General features: G+C 37.3%; 26 protein-coding genes. 21 read left to right on the top strand and 5 right to left on the bottom strand.

The genetic code is table 11. The features are described 5' to 3' along the window. Positions 1–35 precede the first annotated feature (35 nt). The 6 genes from N0B48_RS17590 (at position 36) to N0B48_RS17565 (ending at position 4,397) form a co-directional block, all read left to right on the top strand. On the top strand, positions 36–827 hold the full coding sequence (locus tag N0B48_RS17590; protein ID WP_259840255.1) for a hypothetical protein: 792 nt from the start codon (positions 36–38) through the stop codon (positions 825–827). A gap of 81 nt (positions 828–908) precedes the next feature. After that, the gene (locus tag N0B48_RS17585) at positions 909–1,262 is read left to right on the top strand and encodes a hypothetical protein (RefSeq protein WP_259840254.1); all 354 of its coding nucleotides are present in this window, start codon (positions 909–911) and stop codon (positions 1,260–1,262) included. Between the two features lie 34 nt (positions 1,263–1,296). Further along, a complete protein-coding gene (locus N0B48_RS17580) occupies positions 1,297–1,932 on the top strand; it encodes a hypothetical protein (protein WP_259840253.1) in 636 nt (211 codons plus the stop codon). Between the two features lie 145 nt (positions 1,933–2,077). After that, complete coding sequence (locus N0B48_RS17575) at positions 2,078–2,980, top strand: PhzF family isomerase (RefSeq protein ID WP_259840251.1); 903 nt, start codon at positions 2,078–2,080, stop codon at positions 2,978–2,980. 62 nt (positions 2,981–3,042) lie between these two features. Beyond that, positions 3,043–3,567, top strand: coding sequence for a helix-turn-helix domain-containing protein (locus N0B48_RS17570; protein WP_259840250.1), 525 nt, complete (start codon positions 3,043–3,045; stop codon positions 3,565–3,567). After that, a complete protein-coding gene (locus N0B48_RS17565) occupies positions 3,555–4,397 on the top strand; it encodes an IS3 family transposase (protein WP_259840570.1) in 843 nt (280 codons plus the stop codon). The genes N0B48_RS17570 and N0B48_RS17565 overlap by 13 nt, the downstream gene beginning before the upstream one ends. A 64-nt stretch (positions 4,398–4,461) precedes the next feature. Here N0B48_RS17565 and frr read toward each other — a convergent pair whose 3' ends face one another. Together frr and pyrH are read right to left on the bottom strand one after the other, a co-directional pair. Further along, complete coding sequence (frr, locus tag N0B48_RS17560; protein WP_259840249.1) at positions 4,462–5,016, bottom strand: ribosome recycling factor; 555 nt, start codon at positions 5,014–5,016, stop codon at positions 4,462–4,464. Positions 5,017–5,172: 156 nt separating this feature from the next. Then, a complete protein-coding gene (gene pyrH, locus N0B48_RS17555; protein WP_259840248.1) occupies positions 5,173–5,880 on the bottom strand; it encodes a UMP kinase in 708 nt (235 codons plus the stop codon). Positions 5,881–6,046: 166 nt separating this feature from the next. On the opposite strand from pyrH, the gene porQ reads away from it, so the two are divergent. From porQ to N0B48_RS17530, 5 genes are all read left to right on the top strand, one after another. Beyond that, positions 6,047–7,039, top strand: coding sequence for a type IX secretion system protein PorQ (porQ, locus tag N0B48_RS17550; protein WP_259840246.1), 993 nt, complete (start codon positions 6,047–6,049; stop codon positions 7,037–7,039). An 83-nt stretch (positions 7,040–7,122) separates the two neighbouring features. Continuing rightward, positions 7,123–7,797 (top strand): (d)CMP kinase, encoded by a 675-nt coding sequence (gene cmk / locus N0B48_RS17545; RefSeq protein WP_259840245.1) that lies wholly within the window; start codon positions 7,123–7,125, stop codon positions 7,795–7,797. A gap of 96 nt (positions 7,798–7,893) precedes the next feature. Then, positions 7,894–8,244 (top strand): YtxH domain-containing protein, encoded by a 351-nt coding sequence (locus N0B48_RS17540; RefSeq protein ID WP_259840243.1) that lies wholly within the window; start codon positions 7,894–7,896, stop codon positions 8,242–8,244. A gap of 79 nt (positions 8,245–8,323) precedes the next feature. Then, entirely contained in the window at positions 8,324–8,632 is a 309-nt protein-coding gene (locus tag N0B48_RS17535; protein WP_090024648.1) for a phage holin family protein, read from the top strand. Positions 8,633–8,635: 3 nt separating this feature from the next. Continuing rightward, complete coding sequence (locus N0B48_RS17530; RefSeq protein ID WP_259840240.1) at positions 8,636–9,133, top strand: phosphoribosyl-ATP pyrophosphatase; 498 nt, start codon at positions 8,636–8,638, stop codon at positions 9,131–9,133. Positions 9,134–9,330: 197 nt separating this feature from the next. Here N0B48_RS17530 and N0B48_RS17525 read toward each other — a convergent pair whose 3' ends face one another. Then, the gene (locus tag N0B48_RS17525) at positions 9,331–10,056 is read right to left on the bottom strand and encodes a TrmH family RNA methyltransferase (RefSeq protein ID WP_090024650.1); all 726 of its coding nucleotides are present in this window, start codon (positions 10,054–10,056) and stop codon (positions 9,331–9,333) included. Here N0B48_RS17525 and tamL point away from each other — a divergent pair. After that, complete coding sequence (gene tamL / locus N0B48_RS17520) at positions 10,042–12,654, top strand: translocation and assembly module lipoprotein TamL (RefSeq protein ID WP_259840238.1); 2,613 nt, start codon at positions 10,042–10,044, stop codon at positions 12,652–12,654. The two genes, N0B48_RS17525 and tamL, sit on opposite strands and share 15 nt — an antisense overlap. Here tamL and N0B48_RS17515 read toward each other — a convergent pair. After that, positions 12,651–13,208, bottom strand: coding sequence for a SanA/YdcF family protein (locus tag N0B48_RS17515; RefSeq protein ID WP_371830623.1), 558 nt, complete (start codon positions 13,206–13,208; stop codon positions 12,651–12,653). The genes tamL and N0B48_RS17515 overlap by 4 nt on opposite strands. A 56-nt stretch (positions 13,209–13,264) precedes the next feature. Then, complete coding sequence (locus N0B48_RS17510; protein WP_259840236.1) at positions 13,265–14,389, bottom strand: ferredoxin--NADP reductase; 1,125 nt, start codon at positions 14,387–14,389, stop codon at positions 13,265–13,267. A 32-nt stretch (positions 14,390–14,421) separates the two neighbouring features. Between N0B48_RS17510 and N0B48_RS17505 the strand changes: the two genes are divergently transcribed. The 9 genes from N0B48_RS17505 (at position 14,422) to N0B48_RS17465 (ending at position 22,816) form a co-directional block, all read left to right on the top strand. Beyond that, positions 14,422–14,985, top strand: a complete 564-nt coding sequence (locus N0B48_RS17505) for a TlpA family protein disulfide reductase (RefSeq protein WP_259840234.1) — start codon at positions 14,422–14,424, stop codon at positions 14,983–14,985. A gap of 24 nt (positions 14,986–15,009) precedes the next feature. After that, positions 15,010–15,981 carry an iron chelate uptake ABC transporter family permease subunit gene (locus N0B48_RS17500; protein WP_259840233.1) on the top strand — a complete coding sequence of 324 codons (972 nt, stop codon included), beginning with the start codon at positions 15,010–15,012 and terminating at the stop codon, positions 15,979–15,981. Between the two features lie 336 nt (positions 15,982–16,317). Further along, positions 16,318–16,695, top strand: a complete 378-nt coding sequence (locus N0B48_RS17495; RefSeq protein ID WP_259840232.1) for a GxxExxY protein — start codon at positions 16,318–16,320, stop codon at positions 16,693–16,695. Between the two features lie 76 nt (positions 16,696–16,771). Then, on the top strand, positions 16,772–17,716 hold the full coding sequence (locus N0B48_RS17490; RefSeq protein ID WP_259840231.1) for an ABC transporter ATP-binding protein: 945 nt from the start codon (positions 16,772–16,774) through the stop codon (positions 17,714–17,716). 165 nt (positions 17,717–17,881) lie between these two features. Then, positions 17,882–18,334: a MarR family winged helix-turn-helix transcriptional regulator gene (locus N0B48_RS17485; protein WP_034727924.1), complete on the top strand. Its 453-nt coding sequence runs from the start codon at positions 17,882–17,884 to the stop codon at positions 18,332–18,334. Between the two features lie 56 nt (positions 18,335–18,390). Continuing rightward, positions 18,391–20,784 carry a 3-hydroxyacyl-CoA dehydrogenase/enoyl-CoA hydratase family protein gene (locus N0B48_RS17480; protein ID WP_259840229.1) on the top strand — a complete coding sequence of 798 codons (2,394 nt, stop codon included), beginning with the start codon at positions 18,391–18,393 and terminating at the stop codon, positions 20,782–20,784. Positions 20,785–20,845: 61 nt separating this feature from the next. Further along, positions 20,846–21,208: a four helix bundle protein gene (locus N0B48_RS17475; protein WP_259840227.1), complete on the top strand. Its 363-nt coding sequence runs from the start codon at positions 20,846–20,848 to the stop codon at positions 21,206–21,208. Positions 21,209–21,251: 43 nt separating this feature from the next. Continuing rightward, positions 21,252–22,430: a thiolase family protein gene (locus N0B48_RS17470; protein WP_259840225.1), complete on the top strand. Its 1,179-nt coding sequence runs from the start codon at positions 21,252–21,254 to the stop codon at positions 22,428–22,430. A 29-nt stretch (positions 22,431–22,459) separates the two neighbouring features. Next, positions 22,460–22,816 carry a four helix bundle protein gene (locus tag N0B48_RS17465; RefSeq protein WP_259840223.1) on the top strand — a complete coding sequence of 119 codons (357 nt, stop codon included), beginning with the start codon at positions 22,460–22,462 and terminating at the stop codon, positions 22,814–22,816. The last annotated feature ends 21 nt before the right edge of the window (positions 22,817–22,837 follow it).

Here is a 22,837-nt window from a genome sequence, read left to right as displayed (position 1 = left end):
TATATTTACAAAAAATTGTTAAAAACGATAATTACATGAAGAAAGTACTACTATTGAGTTTGTTTACATTGATTTCTTTCAACGCTTATGCACAGGAAGACAACACTGATTACGAATTGAGAACCGATGAAAAATACGGTTATATCATCGACAAAGGCGGAAAAAAGATCGAAGGAATCGTAAGACTGAACGGAGATGCCATGAATCCATGGAGCAACCAGAAAAAGGTAAAATTCGTGGCTGTATCCGACATCGACAAATCTAAAAAGAAGCAGAAATTCAAAACCCTTGATCCGGATGACATCAAAGAATATGTTGCCATTGATGAAAACAATGAGGAAAGACATTTTGAAATGATTAAATACACCAATACCAAAGAAGGCTTCAATACAGCAACCGGAGGTTTAAGCGGTAATTTAAAAGCTTTTAATAACCTTACCAAAAGCACCCAGTTTGCAGAAGTGGTAATGGATGGCAAAATCAAGGTTTATAAACTGTACGGCTACCCTACTACATTCTCTGCTGGAGGTCAAATTGCAGTAGCTGAAAAGGAAACGGAAAGAATGAGAAATTCTCCGTCTTATATCTATTCCAAAAAAGGAGGAAAAATAGAGGAACTTACTTTAGCAAAAGCTAAAATCATCATTTCAGACTGCAGCTATGCAAAGGGTAAACTGACCAGCGGTTCTTATGCTTCTCTTAAAAATGACGAGAAGAAAAGATCAGGACTTGGGAAACTGATCAAAAGCCAGATCGATGATGTGATGTCCAATGTTCCGCAAATTGTGGAAGAAGTGATCACGGATTACAACGAAAACTGTAAATAAAACTTTGCTTTATACAAAACAAAAAGATTCAGAAATTCTGAATCTTTTTTTCATATTCTAATAATTTTATATATTTTCATTGTGAGAAACACCGTTTTATCGTCTGTCTTTTTATTTTTCTTATTCACTTTCTCTAAAGGACAGCAGCAGGCCGCCGTTTACTGTTCCAAAGGAAATTCTGAATTCATTAGTCCTGTTTCTGTGGAAAAAGACAGTGTATTCTTAATTCGTGATAATGATAAAAAAGAACTTTGGGGAATATTGAAGGAACACAATGGGGCTTTTCTGATGCTGTTCCATAAAGCTTCTCTAAATGGAAATTACAAACTGCGTCCTGTAAAAATAACGTCCAGAATTTTTGCTTTTTCAGACGTAAAGCCCGGCGATATTAGTTTTGGAAGAGGAATGGTATTGAGAAAAAGGTTTTGCAGATAATTTTGTAGTTTTAGGGTTCACCAAAAAGTATGATATGAAAACCCTGTTCCTCGCCGCCGGATTGGCTTTTATCTTTTCATGTAAAAATGACAAGGATAAAACCGCTCTTCAGACATCAGCACCAGTTTCAAAAGACAGTCTTACTGTAAAAAAGAATTCTACAACAGATCCTATAGAGCAGATTAAAAGCGAATACAGCAATCTTCAGAAACAGCTGAAATCAAAAAAATTGACATCCACCGGTTTTACCTACAACTGCAACAACGAAAGATCAGGAAAAGTGACGTTCTATTCTGATCAGAAAGAAATCCGGATCATCGAGCATTCCTACGATGAATATAGCCATTTCGGTTCAACGGAACAGTATTTTATCAAAGACGGAAATCTGTTCTTCATTTTCAAGGAAGATACGGGTTGGAATTTTGACGGAGGTACCCCGGAAAAACCTATCACAAAAGATGACATTACGGAAAGTCGCCTCTATATTCAAAATAACAAAGCCATCAAGTGTCTGGAAAAGCAGTATTCCATAAGATCCAATGCGACAGAAAAACCCTCTCCTGACAAAATTCCGAGTAAAGAAACACAATGCAATACGGATGAGCTAATGAAAACCTACCAGTCTTTGCTAAAAAACAGAGATAAGAAAGGTGAAATAAAATGTCTCTAAAAAACTCATCATCCTTTCAAAACATTAATTTAAATCGATTATTTTCTCAAACTTATCCTAAAAAAAATTATTTCTGAAATTGTCAAATGTCAATTCAGGAACAGAAAGTCTTAGCTATATTTATACTTCAATTTTAATCTTAGAAATGAAGGAAATACTAATTTATCAGATAGACTCTTTTACCACGGAAAAGTTCAAAGGAAACCCAGCCGGTGTAGTCCTGAACGCAGACGGACTTAATGATGAAAACATGCAGGCCATAGCAAGAGAACTCAATAATTCAGAAACCGCTTTTATTTTTTCTCCTGCAGATACTGAAAGTGATTATACTGTCCGTTATTTCACTCCATCCATAGAAGTTCCTTCATGTGGACATGCGACGATTGCTGCACTATATGCCAAAGCACTCGAAGATCATCTTGAATCCTGTGTTTTAAAGATCAATACTCAGATTGGAATCCTTCCCATCGAAATTGAAAAATCAGACGACGATTACCAGATCACGATGACGCAGGGAGCTTTTACATTAAGTCCGGAATTTGATGATATCACAACTCAAAAATTGCTTTCTGCATTAAACCTAAATGCTTCCGACCTTGAAGAAAACTGCCCGATCCAAATTGCGTCTACCGGTCATTCAAAAGTGATGATTGGCATTAAAAGCCGAAAGACCCTGAATGAACTTCAGCCGGATATGAGCGCTCTGACTAAGTTAAGTACTGAAATCGGATGCAATGGCTATTTTGTATTTACATTTGATTCTGACCACGAAGATATCCTGACGTATGGACGAATGTTTGCTCCCGCCATAGGAATTACAGAAGATCCTGTGACCGGCAATGCAAATGGTCCTTTGGGCGGATATCTGGTTCAAAACAAGTTGGTAAATTATCAGAATGATTATTTTGAGTTTAACGGCAGGCAGGGTGAGCAGATGAACCGTCTGGGAACAGTGAATGTGAAAGTAACGGTGAATAATGGAAAACCGGAACGGGTACAAATCAAAGGCAACGCGGTGGCTATTTTTAAAACCACTCTGTTATTATAAAAAGTAAAAGCACCTGTGTAGACTGCCCCCAAAAAGTTAGACACTTTTTAGGGGCATTTTTTATGGGAAAATCAAAATATAGTTTAGAATTTAAAACTGCTTGTGTTGTTAAGGTTTTACAAGGGTGTAATTCCATATCCTCAGTTGCCAAAGAATTAGAGATCAGTAAATCTTTGGTGAAACAATGGATTAAATATTATGTTCAACATGGATCTGGTGGTCTTCTTCGCACCAATAACAGAGTTTACGATGCCAGGTTTAAGCTGAAGGTTTTACAATCAATATCAGAAAGCCATCTTTCAGTTAAACAGGCATGCTTAAAGTTTAATATCGGTGCAGAGTCCAGTATTCTGAATTGGCAACATGCTTATGAGAAAAGTGGTATTTTAGGGTTAGAAAATAAGCCTAAAGGAAGACCTAAAATAATGAATAATAATAAAGGTAAAAAAAAGAAATCAGATAAATCTTTGACAAGAGAGCAAGAACTTTTACTTGAAAATGAAAGGCTCCGTGCTGAGATCGATTATCTAAAAAAGTTAGACGCCTTAGCTCTAGCCAGCAAAAAGCAAAAGCCATCGAGGAGTTAAGGCCAAAGTATAATTTAGCAATATTACTGAATTGTTCAGGTATGGCAAAAAGCAGTTTTTATTATCATCTGGTCCGGGGTAACGCTGGAGATAAATATGATAATATTAAAGGCTTAATAAAATTAATTTATCAAAAGCATAAAGGAATATTTGGATATAGAAGAATAACTCTGGAGCTTAAAAATCGGGGTATAATTATCAATCATAAAACAGTTTTACGATTAATGAAAAGCTTGGGATTGAGAAGCTTAATTTGGGTAAAAAAATATAAATCTTACCGTGGAGAACAAGGTAAAATAGCATCAAATATTCTGGAAAGAAACTTTAAAGCTAACCATCCGAACCAAAAATGGGCTACCGATATTACAGAGTTCAACGTTTCTGGGAACAAGCTATATCTGTCTCCTATCATCGACTTATTTAACGGAGAGATTATAAGTTATGAACTTTCAGAAAAACCTGTTTTTGCACAAGTTATGAATATGTTGAAAAAGAGTTTTAGAAAAATAAGGAATGTGCAGAACCTGATCCTCCACTCAGACCAAGGCTGGCAATATCAAATGAAAGCGTATCAAAATATTTTGAAACAAAAAGGAATTATCCAAAGTATGTCACGAAAAGGAAATTGTTTAGATAATGCGGTAATAGAGAATTTCTTTGGAACATTAAAATCTGAAATGTTTTATCTGAAAAAATTCAAATCAATACAGGAATTAAAAGAAGATATCCATCAATATATTAACTATTATAATAATGACAGGATAAGACTTAATTTAAAAGGAAAGAGTCCGATAGAATATCGAACTCTTTATTATCAAAAGATTATTTAATTTTGTCTAAACTTTTGGGTGCACTCTAGTGGCAGGTGCTTTTTTATAATTGATAGGTTGAAAATTATACTTTCATAATTTCAGCCTCTTTTGTCTTAAGATGCTCGTCGCAAAGCTTTACATATTTGTCCGTAAAACCCTGGATCTCGTCTTCCACGCCTTTTACTACGTCTTCAGAAACACCTTCCAGTTTTTTAAGTTCTTTCAAACCTTCCTGTCTTGCATTTCTTATTGTTATTTTTGTATTTTCAGCTTCTACTTTAGCCTGTTTTGCCAATTCTCTTCTTCTTTCCTCTGTTAAAGGTGGAACATTAAGAATAATATTTTCCCCGTTATTAGAAGGTGCAAAACCAAGGTTTGAATTGATGATTGCTTTTTCAATAGCCCCGATAGCCGTTCTGTCCCAAGGTTGAATAGAGATGGTCATGGCATCCGGTACAGAAACATTGGCAACCTGGTTGATAGGAGTTGGCGCTCCGTAATATTCTACCATTACATCCTGAACCATAGACGTAGATGCACGCCCTGCTCTAATTCTTTGAAATGCATGATCCAAGTGCTTAATAGCTCCATCCATGTCTTGCTTTACAGATTCTAATATAAGATCTAATTCTTCCATTATATAGTTAAAATTTGATAAGTTACACATTTTTATAAATGATGAATAATAAGTAATGGGTAATGAGTAATAAGCGATGAGTAATTGCTGAATCTTTTAATTTTTAAATCATTAAATTTTCAAATCACCTGCCACCTACTATCTGTCACCTGCTCCCTATAAATCCACTAAAGTTCCTACATTTTCTCCTTCTACAATCTTCAGTAAGTTCCCGTCTTTATTCATATCGAATACAATGATCGGCAATTTATTCTCGTGGCTTAATGTAAAGGCAGTCATATCCATTACTTTAAGGTTTTTAGCATAAACCTCGTCGAATGATAATGAGTTGTATTTTACAGCATCTGCATTCTTTTCAGGATCGCTGTCGTAGATACCGTCTACTCTGGTTCCTTTTAAGATCACATCCGCTCCGATTTCGATCGCTCTCAAAGTTGCTGCCGTATCCGTTGTAAAATAAGGGTTTCCTGTTCCTGCTCCGAAGATTACTACTCTTCCTTTTTCAAGGTGTCTTACGGCTCTTCTTTTGATGAAAGGCTCAGCTACTTTATCCATTTCGATCGCAGACTGAAGTCTTGTTTTGATTCCTGCATCTTCAAGAGCTCCCTGAAGCGCCATTCCGTTGATCACGGTGGCCAGCATTCCCATATAATCTCCCTGCACTCTATCCATTCCCTTTGCAGCTCCTGCTACTCCACGGAAAATGTTTCCTCCTCCAATAACGATTGCTACTTCGCAGCCTCTTTCTACTACAGTTTTGATTTCAGCAGCATATTCCTGCAGTCTTTCATTGTCTATACCATATTGTCTGTTCCCCATTAAGGCCTCACCACTCAGTTTCAGAAGGATTCTTTTATATTTCATCTTTAATTTTTAATAAGCTTTACCGGAGTAGTTTTCTCCGAAATTTGATTTTGCAAATATAATCATTAAAAATATTGAAAAAAGAAAAATATTTACGGAGAAATAATGTCAGAAATATTTTGATAAGTACGAAAAAGGATTATTTTTGCATTAATTATAAATTGAATTGAAGAAAATTGTCATTTTTTCATTATTTCTGTCAGGAATTGTTTCTTATGCGCAAACAGGAACAAATGTTTATACTTTCTTAAACATTCCTGTATCTGCCAGACAGGCTGCCTTAGGTGGCGATGCAATTTCCATCAGAGACCATGATGTTTCCTTTGCTATTGCAAACCCGTCCCTCTTAAACAGAGATTCAGACAAGCAGCTTTCAGTGAATGCCGCTACTTACCTTGCCGACTCTAAATATGGTACCATCGCCTATGCCAGAGATTTCGACAACGGACATATGGCCACTGTGAATGCCAGATACATGACCTACGGAAGTATTCCCAGAACCGACGAAAGCGGTGAGCAAAACGGGGATTTCAAAGCTTCAGACGTATCTGTCGGTGCAGGCTATGCATACCAGTTTGAAGAAGACTGGACTATTGGTGGAGGCATCAATTTCATCACTTCAAAAATTGACAACTATACTTCTTCTGCAGTCTCTGGAACCGCAGGAATCACCTATCATAACAAAAAAAACAAAGAAGCTCTTTCTCTTGTGATGAGAAATTTCGGTTTTCAGCTGAAATCTTTTAACGGAACCAGAGAAAACCTTCCCTTCAGGATAGACATGGGTTACACAAAAACCCTAAAAGCTATACCACTTGCCATCACTATTACCGCTCACGATCTTCAGCAGTTCGATATTTCGCAGGAATATAACGTCAATGGACAGGAAGTCGGCTTCGGAAGAAAACTGGCAGACCACTTTTCTGTGGGCGCAGAACTTTTCCCGGAAAAAGGCTTTAATATAAGGCTTGGATATAATGCGAAAAGAGGAAATGAGCTTGCTGTGGCAGATCAGAGAAACTTTTCAGGGCTTTCAGGAGGATTCGGAATTAAATTAAGAAGATTCCGTATAGACTACGCCCATATCCGTTACCACAACTCTTCCAATGTGAACCAGATAGGAGTTTCTATGGACCTTAGCAGTCACGCAGGAGAGTAATCATAAAAACAATCTTTAAGAATAATAAAGAAATTTTTTCTGCGTTGTCTTGATTTTTTAAAAAAATTCTTGAAATTTGCGGTATGAAAAAACCTGTAATAGCTATCGATGGGTACTCGTCTACCGGAAAAAGTTCAATCTCTAAAGTTATTGCCGATAAACTGGGGCTTATACATCTGGATACCGGCGCGCTTTACAGGGGAGTTACGTGGTTTGCCCTACAGAACTGTATGCACGGAAGTGATTCCATCAATCTTCAGGAACTGTTCTCTTCTTTAGACCAGATCGAACTTGAATTCAGGAACAATGACGGCGAACTGGTTCTTTATCTCAACCATATTGATATTTCCAAGCAGATCCGTACCAATGAAGTTTCAGACAATGTAAGTATTGTGGCCAAACAGAAGGAAGTAAGGGATTTCCTGCTCCATTCACAACGCTCGCTGGCAGAAAAAGGCGGCATTATTATGGACGGACGTGACATAGGGACAGTAGTTCTGCCAAATGCGGACTATAAATTCTTTCTGACTGCCAGTATTGACGAAAGAACCAACAGAAGGTATTTTGAATTGGCAGGCCTGGGAATTCAGGCAGACAGAGAGCAGGTAAAACAAAACCTTATAGATCGCGACAAGATCGACAGTGAAAGGGAAATCGCCCCCTTAAAGCAGGCTGAAGACGCCATCGTCATCGATAATACAGCCCTTACAAAAGAGGAAACCATAGATCTGATTCTATCTCACATCAGAAAGATTTAACAATTTTTAATAGGTACTCTACCCCCTTTGGTATACAAATTGTACATTTTGACCCAGTAAAAACTAATATTTATTAACTATTAAAAAAGCTTAAAAATGTCTAAAAACGGAAAAAATACAGCAGGTATATTGGCAGGACTTCTAGCAGGTGCTGCAGCAGGTGTAATCTTAGGAATGCTTTATGCTCCAGAAGAAGGTAAAGAAACAAGAAAAAAAATCAAAGATAAAGCAGGTGACCTAAAGGACCAGGCTAAAAACAAATACGGCGAGGTTTCTGAAAAAGTAAGAGATCAGTACAGCAATATCTCTTCTACTTTCAAGGATACAGCCAGCAATGTAGCCCATACGGTAAAAGACGGATATGACAAATACAAAGATCAGATAGTTTCAAAAACTGCAGACGTAGTAAAGGATGTAGAAGCAGAACTGAATGATCTTAAAAAATAAATAGTTTATTTTTTGAGTAAATTATGGGAAGGAACTTTTTGCGCGAAAGTTCCTTTTTTTGTAACTTTAAAAAAAAACAATGATAGAGACTATTAAAGAATATGCATCAAAGAGAATAGATCTTCTGAAAATTGAAGCTACTGAAAAATCTTCTCTTTCTGCAGGGCTCATTACCTACTTTGTAGTGCTGCTAGTTGCTTTTACTTTTTTTATTATCCTTTTTAATTTTGGAATCGCATTTCTTATCGGTAAGGCATTGGATAATACATCTTATGGGTTCCTGATTGTTGCTGGATTCTATGTGATTGTAATGGCATTTATTATTTCTTTTAAAAATAAGCTTGTCAATATGGTCGCAGATCAGGTTATTAAATTTTTAAATCATTAAGCTATGGGCAGAAAATACGAAAGCATCGAAGAACTGAGAAGAAAGAAAAAGCTGCTCCAGGGTGAAATCAATGATCTGGAAAACCTACTCACCTTTAAAAACACAAAAGAGAGCCTGAGTGCATTCACAAATGGCCTTACAGACCAATATCTGCAAGAAAAAGTAGATGAAGACGGTGATGAAAAAGTAGTTCTGCGAAAAGACGTTATTGCCAGACATCTGACCTCCGAAGTTAAGGATATGTTCATCAATAAAGAAACTGCTGTGGGAATCGCAAGTACTGCGTTAGGAGGTAATATAACAGACAGTCTCATCAAGCTAGGCATTACCGCTGTTGTGGGAAACTATGCCAAAAAGAATATGAAAAGCCCGAACTGGAAGAAAAAACTTCTTGGTGCAGCCATGATCTACCTCGCTCCTATTGCCCTTAAATATGTCAGAAAAAAACTGGAAGTCTATCAGAAAAATAAAAGTGTTTCGAGTCTGGAACAATTGATATAAAAATTTATAAGACATCAGATGCCAGATATCAGATTTCAGATATATGAGTCGGTGATCAATATATCACATAATATTTAAAGTCTGAAATCTGATATCTTAGCCAAATGTATAAATCGATGATCTAACCAGTAATATTTAAAATTTCATACCGTATCTAAAATGTATCAGTCTGAAATCTGATGTCTCATATCTGATATCTATCTAGAAAATAACTGCCCCAGAATAATTCCCGCCGCCATAGAGACATTTAAGCTTTCTGTGGACTGAGATTTTCCGAATCTTGGAATGGTGATGCATTGATTAAGGAGTTTTTCTGTTTCCGGCCGCATTCCATTTCCTTCATTTCCCAGAATAAGATTCAGTTTTTTCGGTTTTTCGAAAGTATAGATATTTTCTCCTTCCATATCGGTTCCGATATTCACATTCTCCGTTTTCGACAGATATTCCACAAGATCAGTATAAATAATATTCACCCTTGTGAAAGAGCCCATTGTGGCCTGAATCACTTTCGGATTGTAAACATCTACTGTATCTTCGCTGCAGATAATCTGTTCTATCCCGAACCAGTCGGCCAGGCGGATAATGGTCCCCAGATTACCGGGATCCTGAATTCCGTCCAGAACCAACTGAACATCCTTATCTTCCATTTTTTCATCTTCAGGCAGATAACAGACTGCTACAGAATCTTTAGGCGTTTTAAGGAAGCTGATTTTTTTCAGCTCATTTTCAGTGATCTGAATAATGGGCACATCAGTACGGTCCAGTTTTTGCGGATCGGTAGAAAATATTTCTTTAACTTTAAAATTAGATTGAGGAAGTTCACAAATGATTTTATTACCTTCAACCAAAAACAAATTGTATTTTTGTCTGAACTTCTTTTTATCTAAAGACTGTAAAATTTTTATTGTATGAGCTGTAAGCATTATAAGAATTCTCCTCAAAAATATTATAAAATTATCTCATTTGCAACATTTGTTGGTCTCCTTTATGCCTGCAGTACAACAAAAAAAGTTCCGGACGGTGAATATCTGCTTACTAAGAACACTTTTGAGTTTGAAGATAAGAAAGAATCCATCGATGAAGAACTGAAGGATTACGTCCAGCAAAAGCCCAATAAAAAGCAACTTCTGTTTGTTCCTTTGACTTTAGGATTTTATAATATGGCCAATCCAAAGTATGATACTTTACTCAACGAATACATGACGTATCCGGATGAAATGAGAAATCAGAAACTGAGAGATTCGCTTTTCCTTAAATACAATATGAAAAACAGTGTGGGCAAAACGCTGTTTCTGGACCGTCTGCTTCACAGCTGGGGAACGCCACCGGTGATCCTGGATCAGACCAGAAGTGAAAAAAGCACGGAATCTATCGAAAAGAGATTGATATACAGAGGTTTTTGGGATGCAGACGTACATCTTAAACACTCTATTGATTCAACGTCTAAAAAAGCAGCCGTTAATTATTTTGTTAAACATAATGATCCTACCTATATTAAGGATTACTATTACAATATTACCGATCCTACCGTAAAAGGTCTTTACTGGCAAAAACTCGATAAGAGCCTTATAAGATCCGGCCAGAGACTTGACCAGACTGTTCTTGAAAAAGAAGTAATAAGAATTACTGATCTGATGCGGGAAAACGGATATTACAAATTCAACAACTCCAATGAAGAGGTCTATTTTGTAGCAGATTCCCTAAAAAGCAAAAAACAGGTTCCTCTCACGCTGGAAATCCATAAAGATTCTGCAGATCATCCTTATAAAGTGGCCACAATAGGAAATATTGATGTTGCGATTGTCAATGAGGCAAGTGACTTTCCCAAACATACCATCAAGGACAGTTTAAGAAGAATCAGGTTCCATAAAATGGACAACAGCTACAAAACGTCTTCTCTATGGAGAGCCGTCATCGTAGACAGTAAGAAAGTGTATGACCAAAAGAATCTTGATCTTACGAAAAGAAATTTCATCGCGATGAATAACTTCAGTATTCTGAAGGCCAGAGATTCTTTAAGAAGAGGTGGAGGAACTTCTCCTAATGACAGTATTGTAGACGTTCTTTATCTATTGAAACCCCTTCCGAAATACGAGCTTAAAGTGGGAACAGATGTCAATTACTCTCAGCTCTTAAATCTTGGGGTATCCCCTTCTGTGGATCTTACGACCAGAAATATTTTCAAAGGAGCAGAAAACCTTTCTACCAGCATTTCCGGAACATTCGGTTCCATAAGAAGTACAAAAAACATTGATAAGAAAGATTTGGCTTACGAAATTTCCGCACAGGCTTCCCTAAATTTCCCAAGACTTCTTCTGCCGTTCGATTATTATAAGCTCCTTCCGAAAAGATATACACCTACTTCTTCCATCCTTTTGGGAGCATCGATACAGAATAACATAGGTTTGGGAAGAGTTAACTTTAATACAGGATTGAATTACCAGGCCAATGTGAATGATCAGGTATCACACAGACTGACCCTTTTCAATACCCAGATCAGTCTTACGAAAAACAAAGATGCCTATTATGATTATTTTGCCAATGACGAGATTATAAGAAAAGATGTATTCAGGAGCTACTTTGACACTCAGCCATCAACACAGCTTGAACAGCAGTTTAACTCTGGTCAGTTAACCATTGATTACATTTCAAGACAAATCATTACTGATACCACTTATCCGGGAACACTTGACCAGAAAGGACTTGATCTTCTGACCGCATTCAAAGGAACTGTTGTGAATAAAGACAGACAGACACAGGATGTCATCATCTCTTCTATGATCTATAATTTTGTGTATAGTGAGATTGGTAAAAAAGATTATCCTAACGCCTTTTATTTTAACGGAAAAGTAGAGCTTGCCGGTAATATCTTAAGTATATTCAACCAAAAGAGAGATGCCGGAGGTGTTGTGGCAAGCCCACAAAGAACCATTTTTGGAATTCCTTATGCTCAGTTTGTGAAATTTGACATCGATACCAGAAAATATTTTAAATTCAATGGCAACCAGACCCTGGTTTTACGTCAGTTTGTTGGAGTCGGTGTTCCTTATGGGAACTCTAAAGACATGCCTGTTATCAAGTCTTATTTCAACGGTGGATCCAATGACATCAGAGCATGGGTAGCATTTGGAGGACTGGGACCTTCAGACTCTCAGGTTGATGAGAGAGTACGTACCTATATGACGAACAACGTAAAGCTGACCACGAATATCGAATACAGGGTTCCATTCAATGAAATGTATGAGGGTGCCATATTTACCGATATCGGAAATACCTGGAGCATTAGAAAACCTGGCGAAAATGACAGTTACGCAGATGAGTTTAAATTCAATAAATTCTTAGGACAGATGGGAATAGGAAGTGGATTTGGTTTAAGGGTAAATGTGGCGTACATCACATTCAGACTAGACCTTGCCTACAAAATCTATGATCCGAATAAACCTGATGGTGACCGATGGAGATTTAAGAATTTTCAGCCTTTCAAACCTACATTGAATATCGCATTCGGATATCCTTTCTAATCCGGAGAAATTCCCAATATGAAATAGACTACAGCAATCACTCTGGCGAGTACTTCGCGGGCTTGGTTTCTGTAGTAGCTTTCAGGTTTTGAGACATCCTGAGCATCAAACCCCAATGCGTTCATATTATTATTCCTTGCAAAAAACAAGGCACGAAGGTTATGAAACCCTTGTGATACAATGATCACGTCCTTCTTTTTATAGACGTCTTTACAGCGCAGAATGCTTTTATAGGTATTAAATCCTTTCGGGTCTTCGATAATAATATCACCCGGCACTCCTTCCTGATTGACCAGATAGTTTTTCATAGCAGCCGGTTCATTATAACCCCTGCTTTTCTCACCACTTACAATGATTTTTTTGATTTTTCCATGATGATACAGAAGTGCTGCAGCATCCATTCTTTTTGTAAAATACGGATTGGAAATGCCCGATCTCATCTTTGGAGAAGTTCCCAGCACCAAAGCAATTTCACGCGGCGGAATTTTTGAAATTTTGTTATAGGTACGGCCGTTGGTAAGCCCGAAAACCCAGGCATTACACAGACATATCACCAGAATTCCTATTTCTACTGATATAAAAGTTAAGTTAAATATGTTCCTGATAATTCTCAACTAAGGTCAAAGTTAAGCTTTATTTTCTTACTTTTTATAATAGACATACACGCTAATATTTTTCCCTGGGCCTCTTCTTTTTCCGTTAAATATTCATTTTCAAGAAGTTCTACTTCCCCTTCTTCAAGATAACATTCGCAGCTTCCGCAGATCCCTGATTTACATGAATAGGGCACCGGAAAATTCTGAATCAGAAGCTGTTGAAGGATCTTTTCTCTATTGTCTGGAAGATGGGCTTCATAGTCTTTTCCAAGCATTTTGAATGCTACTTCCACGTTCTCAATCAGAGGAAATTCCTTTTCTACAGGATAAATATCGTCATTATATTCTTCAAAAAGCTCAAAATGGATATTCTTTTTAGGAATTCCATGGTGATAGCAAGCATTGGCCAGCGATTTTATCATCTCCCCTTTGCCACAAATAAGTACTTCATCTACTGCATCCCAAATGGTAGATTCTTCGTCTGTATCATCCAGATGGAGAATCTGATTGATGATTAAGTTCAGTTTTTTTTCATCCAGTCGGCCGTAAAAAAACTGGTCAGCTGTTTTCTCTTTTGAAAAAAAGTAGAAAATCTGAAGTCTGTCACCATGCATTCTGGCAAGATGATCCAATTGTTCCCTGTAAATAACTTCTTCCGAACTTTTATTTCCAAAAAACAAAAACAATCTGGTGCGTGGCTCTGTATGCAGAATATTTTTAAAATGGCTCAGGACCGGAGTAATTCCAATACCTGCAGCAAATGCAACAATCGTTCTGAACTCGCTTGGTTTGGAGACCAATGTAAATCTTCCGGAAGGCTCGCCTACCATCAGTTCATCTCCGATATTATAATTCCTGAATAGCTCTGAAGTAGCTCCCTCAGAAGAATTCACCTTGATTCCGAGGCAGATTTTCTTTTCATACGGCGCCGATGTCATGGAATAATCGTTTATCACTTCCTCTCCATGGGCCATAAATTTTATGCTCACAAACTGCCCTGCTTCAAACTTGAAATTCTCCTGTAAATTCTCTGTAATATCGAATTCCAGAGAAAAAGTATTTTTGGTAAGTTGTACCTTTTTCGCTATTTTTAACGGATGAAACTGTATCAGTTTCCCTTTATAGATTTGTTGTTCCATACTTCAATTCAAAAATAGTCAAAAAATAATTTATGAAGAAGATAATTTTATCCACGCTTATTCTTACCGCTCTTTACAGTTGTAAAAAAGAAGGCCAGAAAATGGAGGATACCGCTGTGGCAGATTCAGTTTCCGTAACAGACCATACAACTTCTACAGTGGATGCCTCATATACATCAAAGGAACTCTCTCCGGAGAATCTTGGAAGATATTTAGCTCAGAAAAATGACACTCTATACGTTACCAACTTTTTTGCAACCTGGTGCGGACCGTGTATGAGAGAAATTCCTCACTTTAAAAACAAAATGGAGGAGCTAAAAGGGAAGCCGGTAAAATTTACGTTTATCAACCTTGATGACAAATCCGAATGGAACGGTTCTGTAAAAAGATTTGCCATGGAAAACAACCTTGCTCCCAATATTATACTTTTAGATGGCCAGAAACTGGATCAGACCTTCTTTACCACGAATTTCAAACAGTGGGACGGCGGTTCAATTCCTTTTACCTACCTGAGAAAAGGTGATAAAACCGATGAATATCTGGGTATGATGACTGAAGAAGTATTGAATTCCAAAGTCGAAGCCCTTTTAAAATAAAAACATCCAGATGCTTTCTGAATAATGTCAAAAAAATTCAAGATCCTGTGTTTACTGCTGACGGCCGCCATTATTCTTGCTGCGGTCATCAATCTGAACACGGGATTTTTAAGTTTAAACCTGCAGGATTTTCTTCAGAATTCTGACCAAAGCCAGATCGCTGAGATCCGTGTCAACCGGGTCCTGGTCATGTTGCTAGCCGGAATTTCAATTCCAACGTCAGGTTTCCTGATGCAGGAATATTTTCAAAATCCGCTGGCCGGTCCGGATATTCTTGGGATCACATCGGTAGCCAGTTTATCTGTAGCCTTCTATATTTTCTTTTCCCATGATTTTCTGATCCCGGAATTTCTGCAGAACAGTTTCCTCAGTCTTTCCGCCATTGCAGGAAGCCTTGTCCTGATGCTGGTTCTTCTTTCCATGTCGAATAAATTTCAGGATAAATCTTATCTCATTATATTCGGGTTCCTCGTTTCTGCATTTGCCGGAGCAATTGTTTCCCTATTACAGTTTTATGCAGAAAATCAGAGTCTGAAAAACTATATTCTATGGTCTTTCGGGGCCAATAATATGGTGACCAGAAACCAGATTTACGTATTATCTATTCTGGTTTTCGTAGGCCTTTTCTTCTGTTTTAAAACCATAAAACCATTGATTGGAAATTCATTGGGAACGTCTTATGCTCAGAGCTTGGGAGTCAATCTTAGTCAGCTGAAGATTCTTATCATTGCAGCTTCTTCCCTACTTTCGGCTTCCATTACGGCATTTTTAGGGCCTATTTTATTTATTGGCATTATTGTCCCGCATTTTTGCAGACTGATCTATAATCCTTCCAAACTATGGCAACAGTGGATCCTGAATATGTTTCTCGGAATGCTGGTGATGATGCTTTTCTCAGTAGTAGCAGAAAAAACACAGATTCCGTTGAATGTGATAAGCTCCGTATTTGGAATACCCGTGATTTTATTGATGCTTTTGAAGCAGAATAAGGTGTAAAGGTGAATAAGTGAATGGTCAATGGTGAATTTTTTAAACCGGAAATAGGATCTGTGTAATTTGAGAAATCTGCGGGAGATTTTTTTTGCTCGCTGATTTTGCAGATTGTCTAGTTTGTTGGTTAATCGCGAAGTCGCAAAGAAATTCGTAAGGATTATGCTTTAAGGCGCTAGGATTTTATCTCCGATAAAATTGTAAACCGCACACTCTAAAACGGTGTACTTGCTGAAAATCTTTGATTCTCTTACGTCATAAAATATTCTCATTTTTAATCATGCCTTGCGACTTTGCGTAAAACCAACAAATTTGTAAATTCATCTGCAAAACATAAACACAATGACAGAAAATGAATTATCAAAAGTAGTTTTTGATGCAGGCTTAAAGATCCACAAAAAACTAGGCGCCGGATTATTTGAACATGTTTACGAAGAATGCCTGTTCTATGAACTTTCAAAGACCGGGTTATTAATCGAAAGACAGAAATTATTTCCCATTATCTATGAAGATTTAAAAATTGAAAATGCGTTCAGATTAGATATAATGCTTGAAAATAAATTAATATTAGAAATAAAAACGGTAGACTATCTCAATTCAATTCATAAAGCTCAGCTCTTGACCTATTTAAAAATGACGGATTGTAAATTAGGACTATTATTAAACTTCCAATCTGATGTTTTTAAAAACGGAGTAACCCGAATTGTCAACCATTTATAATTTAGTAGTATAAAAATTCGACTCTGTCGAATTCTTTGCGCCTTAAAAACATTATTTTTGTAAAAAAATTGCGTCTTTGCGATTAACCAACAAACTCATGCACCTGGAAATCAGACAAGCCAATATAGGCTACGATAAAACCTTAATTTCAAATGCTCATGCAGATCTGAAACTGGGCGACGTATGCCTTCTGATTGGAAATAATGGGGTTGGGAAAACCACACTGATCAAATCTATTTTGCATCAGATATCTCTTTTAAGCGGAGAAATTTTGATTCAGCAGAAAAATATAAAAGACCTTTCCGTAAAAGAAATTGCCGAAAATATTGCAGTCGTTTTCTCTAAATCAAATGTTCCTCAGCATTATACCGTTGAAGACCTTATTTCATTGGGGAAATATATTTATTATCCTTTTTATTTTGAACTAAAGAAAGAAGACCGGGATGAAGTTTCTGACATCATCGATGAGCTGGATCTCAGACAATATAAATATACTCTTCTTAAAAACCTGTCTGACGGAAATCTGCAGAAAGCATTCATCGGGCGCGCCATCACCCAAAATTCTCAGGTTATTATCCTGGATGAACCTACGACCCACCTGGATGAGAAAAACAAGCTTATCATCTTAAAAACACTTCGCAGGCTGGCTAAAGAACAGAATAAAATCATCTTATTTTCCTCTCACGACTGGAGACTGGCCAAAGAGTTTGCAGACAAAATCTGGTATGTAAAGAATAACCAGCTTTTCACCGGGCTTGTAGAAGATGTATTGCTTCAGCATGATGAACTGACGAATGTATCCTTATTTCAGGTGAATGATAATTTCGTTCCGCCTTCCATTCAGGCTCCGCAGGTTCATAAAGAAATGCTCTATTCTTTGCTGCAGAAAAATTTCGAAAAAGACCTTTCTGCCCTGCATTTTGAATACAAAGACGGTTTTTGGGATATTCTCACCAACACCACGAAACAGCAATGTGAATCTTTCGAAGAAATAGTTGATTCCGTTAAAAACATTCATTAATACTACGTTTCCGTTAAATATTTCACATACTATGCATGCATAGTATTATGCTAATCATACAATTTAACTCATTCACTATCAGATTATTAACAAAATTTAACGTTAATAAATACTATGCATGCATAATATTTACTAAATTTGGGTAACACCATTCGTACATAAATGATGGATAATAATAAAGAAAAAATAGAAAACGTAGATTTAGTTTTAAAACAGACCTGGCTGGCTGTTTCTAAAATGTACACAGAACTTGCTCAAGAGCATGATTCTACCGCTGTACAAGCCCTCACTCTTCTTAAAATTGATCCCAAGGAAGGCACCCGAAGTACCAACTTAGGTCCTAAAATGGCGATTGAGCCCACCTCTCTGACAAGAATCATCAAGCTTCTTGAAGACAACGGATATATCTATAAGGAAAAAACCACTGCCGATAAAAGGGAAGTGATTATTAAACTTACGGATAAAGGTTTGAATTCAAGGAATATGTCAAAAGAAGTGGTCGTTAATTTTAACAAGAAAGTGATGGAGAAGATCGCTCCCGAGAAAATTGAAACGTTCAAGGAGGTCATGTCCGAAATCATGAAAATTGCAAACGAATTATTAAATAACAGAAAATAAATTGTAGGAAATCCATATGGTAACCTATGGTTTTAGCAAATAATAAAAATTTACATATGAAAAGAAGAATCAAACATGTAACGGTTCTTGGTTCAGGAATTATGGGTAGCGGTATTGCGGCACATTTCGCCAACATTGGCGTGGAAGTGTCCCTTTTGGATATCGTTCCTTTTGAACTGACAGAAGCTGAGCAGAAAAAAGGTTTGACCAAAGATGACAAAGTGGTAAGAAACAGAATTGCTTCTGAAAACTTTGAAAAACTGAAAAAAGCAAGTCCTGCCCTTCTCTATTCTCCAAAATTTGCAGATAGAATAAAGGTAGGAAACTTCGATGATGATCTTCAGAAGATCAAAAACACAGACTGGATCATTGAAGTAGTCGTTGAAAGACTTGATATTAAGAAATCTGTTTATGAAAAAATTGAACAGTTCAGAAAACCGGGAACATTAATTTCTTCTAATACATCGGGAATTCCTATTCATTTTCTAATTGAAGGAAGAAGCGATGATTTCAAACAATACTTTGCAGGAACGCACTTCTTCAACCCGGTGAGATACCTTCCTCTTTTAGAGATCATCCCTACGCCTGAGACACTTCCTGAAGTGGTTGATTTCTACATGAACTACGGAGCTAAATTCTTAGGAAAAACTACCGTTTTAGCAAAAGATACTCCAGCGTTTATCGCTAACAGAATCGGAGTATTCTCCATGATGGATCTCCTTCACAATGTACAGAAATTAGGACTGACTGTTTCTGAAGTTGATAAATTAACCGGTCCTGTTATCGGACGTCCAAAGTCAGCGACATTCAGAACGGCTGATGTGGTAGGTCTTGACACCTTGGTCATGGTTGCAAATGGCGTTCGTCAGAGCGGTGCTGAAGCCAACAACTTTAATGACGTTTTTGCCCTTCCAGACTATATCCAGAAAATGATGGATAATAAGTGGTTAGGTTCTAAAACGGAGCAAGGTTTCTACAAAAAAGTGAAAAATGCAGAAGGAAAATCTGAAATTCACGGATTAAACCTTGATACATTAGAATATGAACTTCAGGGAAAATCTTCTTTCCCAACGTTAGAATTAACGAAAAATATAGACAAACCAATTGACAGATTCAAAGTTTTAATTGGTGGAAAAGATAAAGCCGGCGAATTATACAGAAAATCTTTAGGGGCTCTGTTCGCTTATGTTTCTCACAAAGTTCCTGAAATCTCAGATGAAGTTTACAAAATAGACGACGCTATGAGAGCAGGTTTCGGATGGGAAAACGGTCCGTTTGAAATCTGGGATGCTGTAGGTGTTCAAAAAGGTATTGAATTAGCTAAAGATGCTGGTTATGAAGTTTCAGACTGGGTAAAAAATGTAGAGGCTTTCTATAAAGTAAATGATGAAGGTCAGAGTATTTTCGTGGATAAAAATTCAGGAGAATACAACAAAATTCCTGGTCAGGATGCCTTTATTATCTTAGACAATATCAGAAAGAACAAAACACTTTGGAGCAATTCAGGGGCAGCCATTGAATATCTTGGTGACGGTATCATCAACTTTGAGATCCGTTCCAAAATGAATTCTCTTGGAGGTGAAGTTCTTGACGGATTAAACAGAGCTATCGATTTAGCAGAAAAAGAATACGACGGATTGGTTGTTGGAAACCAGGGAACCAATTTCTCTGTAGGAGCCAACCTTGCCATGATCCTGATGATGGCTATCGAGCAGGACTGGGATGATCTGAATATGGCCATCGCTTATTTCCAAAAATCCATGATGAGAGTACGTTACTCCTCTATTCCTGTAGTCGTTGCTCCTCACGGAATGACGCTTGGTGGTGGTTGCGAAATGACGATGCACGCAGACAGAGTGGTTGCAGCAGCAGAAACTTATATCGGATTGGTAGAAACCGGAGTTGGGGTAATTCCTGGCGGTGGTGGTACCAAAGAACTTACGTTAAGAACTTCCAGAGAATTCCACAGCGATGACGTTAAAAACAACAGACTTCGTGAAGCATTCATGAATATCGCGATGGGTAAAGTAGCAACTTCCGCTTATGAAGCCTACGATATGGGAATTCTTGAAAAAGGAAAAGACATTGTATCCGTAAGCAAAAACAGACAGATCGCTGAAGCTAAAAAAGTAGCAAAACTATTGGCAGAACAAGGTTATACCCAACCTATCGAGCAAAGAGTAAAAGTTTTAGGAAGAGATGCCTTAGGAATGTTCTATGTAGGAACAGACCAGATGCTTACCGGAAACTTCATCTCTGCACACGACAAGAAAATTGCTGACAAATTAGCCAACGTAATGGTCGGAGGAAACCTTTCTGAACCAACCGTAGTTACCGAACAATACTTATTGAATCTTGAAAGAGAAACGTTCCTGCAGCTTTGTGGGGAAAGAAAAACATTGGAGAGAATTCAGTATATGTTGCAGAATGGGAAGCCACTTAGGAATTAGACTTGAGACTTAAAGACTCGAGACTAGGAGACCAATAAGAAACTAAATTGAGAGTAAGATTATGCATAATATTAAAAAATTGAAAATCTGGAATGATTCAATTGATTTATGTGTTGACGTCTATCAAGCATTAGCAAATATGCCAAATGATGAAAAGTATGGACTTTCTTCACAAATCAAAAGATCGGCTGTTTCAATTTCTTCCAATATAGCAGAAGGTGCCGGAAGAGAAAGAGAAAAAGAATTTTACTATTTTTTAAATATTGCATACGGTTCCTCTTATGAACTTCAAACTCAGCTAATCTTATGCGAAAAGCTAAACTTTATTTCTGAAGAAGTAAATAAGCCATTGCTAGATAAGCTCAACGATGTTCAAAAAATGATTTATGTTTTTAAAGAAAATATCAATAAAAGAATAATTTAAGTGACAAGAGTCTCAAATCTCTTGTCTAAAAATCTCTAATCTAATGAAACAAGCATATATAGTAAAGGGTTTCAGAACTGCCGTTGGAAAAGCTCCAAAAGGAAGTTTAAGATTCACAAGACCCGACGTGATCGCCGCTACAGTGATTGAAAAATTAATGGCTGAGCTACCACAATTAGATAAAAACAGAATTGACGACCTTATCGTAGGAAATGCAATGCCTGAAGCAGAACAGGGACTGAATGTAGCCCGTCTGATTTCTTTAATGGGATTGAATACCGATAAAGTTCCGGGAGTTACCGTAAACAGATATTGCGCATCAGGAAGTGAAGCGATTGCTATTGCTTCTGCAAAAATCCAGGCGGGAATGGCTGACTGTATCATCGCAGGAGGTACAGAATCCATGTCTTATATTCCGATGGGTGGTTACAAGCCGGTTCCGGAAACGGATATCGCAAAAACAAACCCTGATTATTACTGGGGAATGGGTTACACGGCTGAAGAAGTAGCCAAACAATATAATATTACAAGAGAAGAACAGGATCAGTTTGCATTTGAATCACATATGAAAGCTTTAAAAGCTAATGCAGAAGGGAAATTTGCAAGCCAGATCGTTTCTATTCCTGTAGAATATAATTTCCTGGATGATAACCAGAAAATGCAGTCTAAAAAGTTTGATTTCTCAATAGACGAAGGACCTAGAAAAGATACTTCCCTGGAAGGTCTTGCTAAATTGAGACCTGTATTCGCAAACGGAGGAAGTGTAACCGCTGGAAATTCATCTCAGATGAGCGACGGAGCTGCCTTTGTAATGGTGATGAGTGAAGAAATGGTGAAAGAATTAGGTCTTGAGCCGGAAGCGAGATTAGTGGCTTATGCTGCTGCAGGTCTTGAGCCTAGAATTATGGGTATGGGCCCGATTTATGCGATACCAAAAGCTTTAAAACAAGCAGGTCTTGAATTAAAAGATATTGAATTAATTGAATTGAACGAAGCCTTTGCATCACAATCTGTGGCGATCAAAAATGAATTGGGATTAAACCCTGATATTCTTAACGTCAACGGAGGCGCGATCGCTCTTGGCCACCCGCTTGGATGTACCGGAACAAAACTAACCGTTCAGCTTCTTGACGAAATGAGAAGACGTGGCAACAAGTACGGAATGGTTTCTATGTGCGTGGGTACGGGACAGGGAGCGGCAAGTATCTTCGAGCTGCTTTAATAAAATAGACTAAAAGAGCAAAGACCAGGATGAAGCATAATTTCAAAAACCTCAATATTTGGAAACTATCTATTGAACTGGCCGATGAAATTTATACAGTTACTGACAGTTTTCCCAAAAGCGAAGAATTCGGATTGAAATCCCAGCTTAGAAGGTGCGCAGTTTCTGTTGCCTCAAATATTGCAGAAGGCTCAAGCAGAACTTCTAATAAAGATTTTAATCGTTTTTTAGAAATAAGTCTTGGTTCTCTTTATGAATTGCAGACTCAAATAATAATTTCAAATAACAGAAATTATTTTGAGTCATCTAAAAATGAAATTATAGAAAATAAAATCACAGAATTACAGAGAATGATCTCGGGCTTTCAAAAGAACTTAATGTTGTAAGTCTTTATTCTTTTCTCTTTA

Source organism: Chryseobacterium herbae, from assembly GCF_025154075.1.
GTDB lineage: Bacteria > Bacteroidota > Bacteroidia > Flavobacteriales > Weeksellaceae > Chryseobacterium > Chryseobacterium herbae.
The sequence above is the reverse complement of the archived record's forward strand: the minus strand, read 5'-3'. Positions and strand labels throughout refer to the sequence as shown.

What these genes read in the sequence shown, in the direction of transcription:
- N0B48_RS17540 (WP_259840243.1), top strand. Translation starts at nt 7,894, where the DNA reads ATGTCTAAAAACGGAAAAAATACAGCAGGTATATTGGCAGGACTTCTA.
- N0B48_RS17535 (WP_090024648.1), top strand. Translation starts at nt 8,324, where the DNA reads ATGATAGAGACTATTAAAGAATATGCATCAAAGAGAATAGATCTTCTG.
- N0B48_RS17465 (WP_259840223.1), top strand. Translation starts at nt 22,460, where the DNA reads ATGAAGCATAATTTCAAAAACCTCAATATTTGGAAACTATCTATTGAA.
- pyrH (WP_259840248.1), bottom strand. Translation starts at nt 5,880, where the DNA reads ATGAAATATAAAAGAATCCTTCTGAAACTGAGTGGTGAGGCCTTAATG.
- N0B48_RS17500 (WP_259840233.1), top strand. Translation starts at nt 15,010, where the DNA reads ATGTCAAAAAAATTCAAGATCCTGTGTTTACTGCTGACGGCCGCCATT.
- N0B48_RS17525 (WP_090024650.1), bottom strand. Translation starts at nt 10,056, where the DNA reads ATGCTTACAGCTCATACAATAAAAATTTTACAGTCTTTAGATAAAAAG.
- N0B48_RS17480 (WP_259840229.1), top strand. Translation starts at nt 18,391, where the DNA reads ATGAAAAGAAGAATCAAACATGTAACGGTTCTTGGTTCAGGAATTATG.
- N0B48_RS17475 (WP_259840227.1), top strand. Translation starts at nt 20,846, where the DNA reads ATGCATAATATTAAAAAATTGAAAATCTGGAATGATTCAATTGATTTA.
- N0B48_RS17575 (WP_259840251.1), top strand. Translation starts at nt 2,078, where the DNA reads ATGAAGGAAATACTAATTTATCAGATAGACTCTTTTACCACGGAAAAG.
- N0B48_RS17580 (WP_259840253.1), top strand. Translation starts at nt 1,297, where the DNA reads ATGAAAACCCTGTTCCTCGCCGCCGGATTGGCTTTTATCTTTTCATGT.
- N0B48_RS17510 (WP_259840236.1), bottom strand. Translation starts at nt 14,389, where the DNA reads ATGGAACAACAAATCTATAAAGGGAAACTGATACAGTTTCATCCGTTA.
- N0B48_RS17485 (WP_034727924.1), top strand. Translation starts at nt 17,882, where the DNA reads ATGGATAATAATAAAGAAAAAATAGAAAACGTAGATTTAGTTTTAAAA.
- cmk (WP_259840245.1), top strand. Translation starts at nt 7,123, where the DNA reads ATGAAAAAACCTGTAATAGCTATCGATGGGTACTCGTCTACCGGAAAA.
- N0B48_RS17470 (WP_259840225.1), top strand. Translation starts at nt 21,252, where the DNA reads ATGAAACAAGCATATATAGTAAAGGGTTTCAGAACTGCCGTTGGAAAA.
- N0B48_RS17590 (WP_259840255.1), top strand. Translation starts at nt 36, where the DNA reads ATGAAGAAAGTACTACTATTGAGTTTGTTTACATTGATTTCTTTCAAC.
- tamL (WP_259840238.1), top strand. Translation starts at nt 10,042, where the DNA reads ATGAGCTGTAAGCATTATAAGAATTCTCCTCAAAAATATTATAAAATT.
- N0B48_RS17570 (WP_259840250.1), top strand. Translation starts at nt 3,043, where the DNA reads ATGGGAAAATCAAAATATAGTTTAGAATTTAAAACTGCTTGTGTTGTT.
- N0B48_RS17530 (WP_259840240.1), top strand. Translation starts at nt 8,636, where the DNA reads ATGGGCAGAAAATACGAAAGCATCGAAGAACTGAGAAGAAAGAAAAAG.
- N0B48_RS17505 (WP_259840234.1), top strand. Translation starts at nt 14,422, where the DNA reads ATGAAGAAGATAATTTTATCCACGCTTATTCTTACCGCTCTTTACAGT.
- N0B48_RS17495 (WP_259840232.1), top strand. Translation starts at nt 16,318, where the DNA reads ATGACAGAAAATGAATTATCAAAAGTAGTTTTTGATGCAGGCTTAAAG.
- frr (WP_259840249.1), bottom strand. Translation starts at nt 5,016, where the DNA reads ATGGAAGAATTAGATCTTATATTAGAATCTGTAAAGCAAGACATGGAT.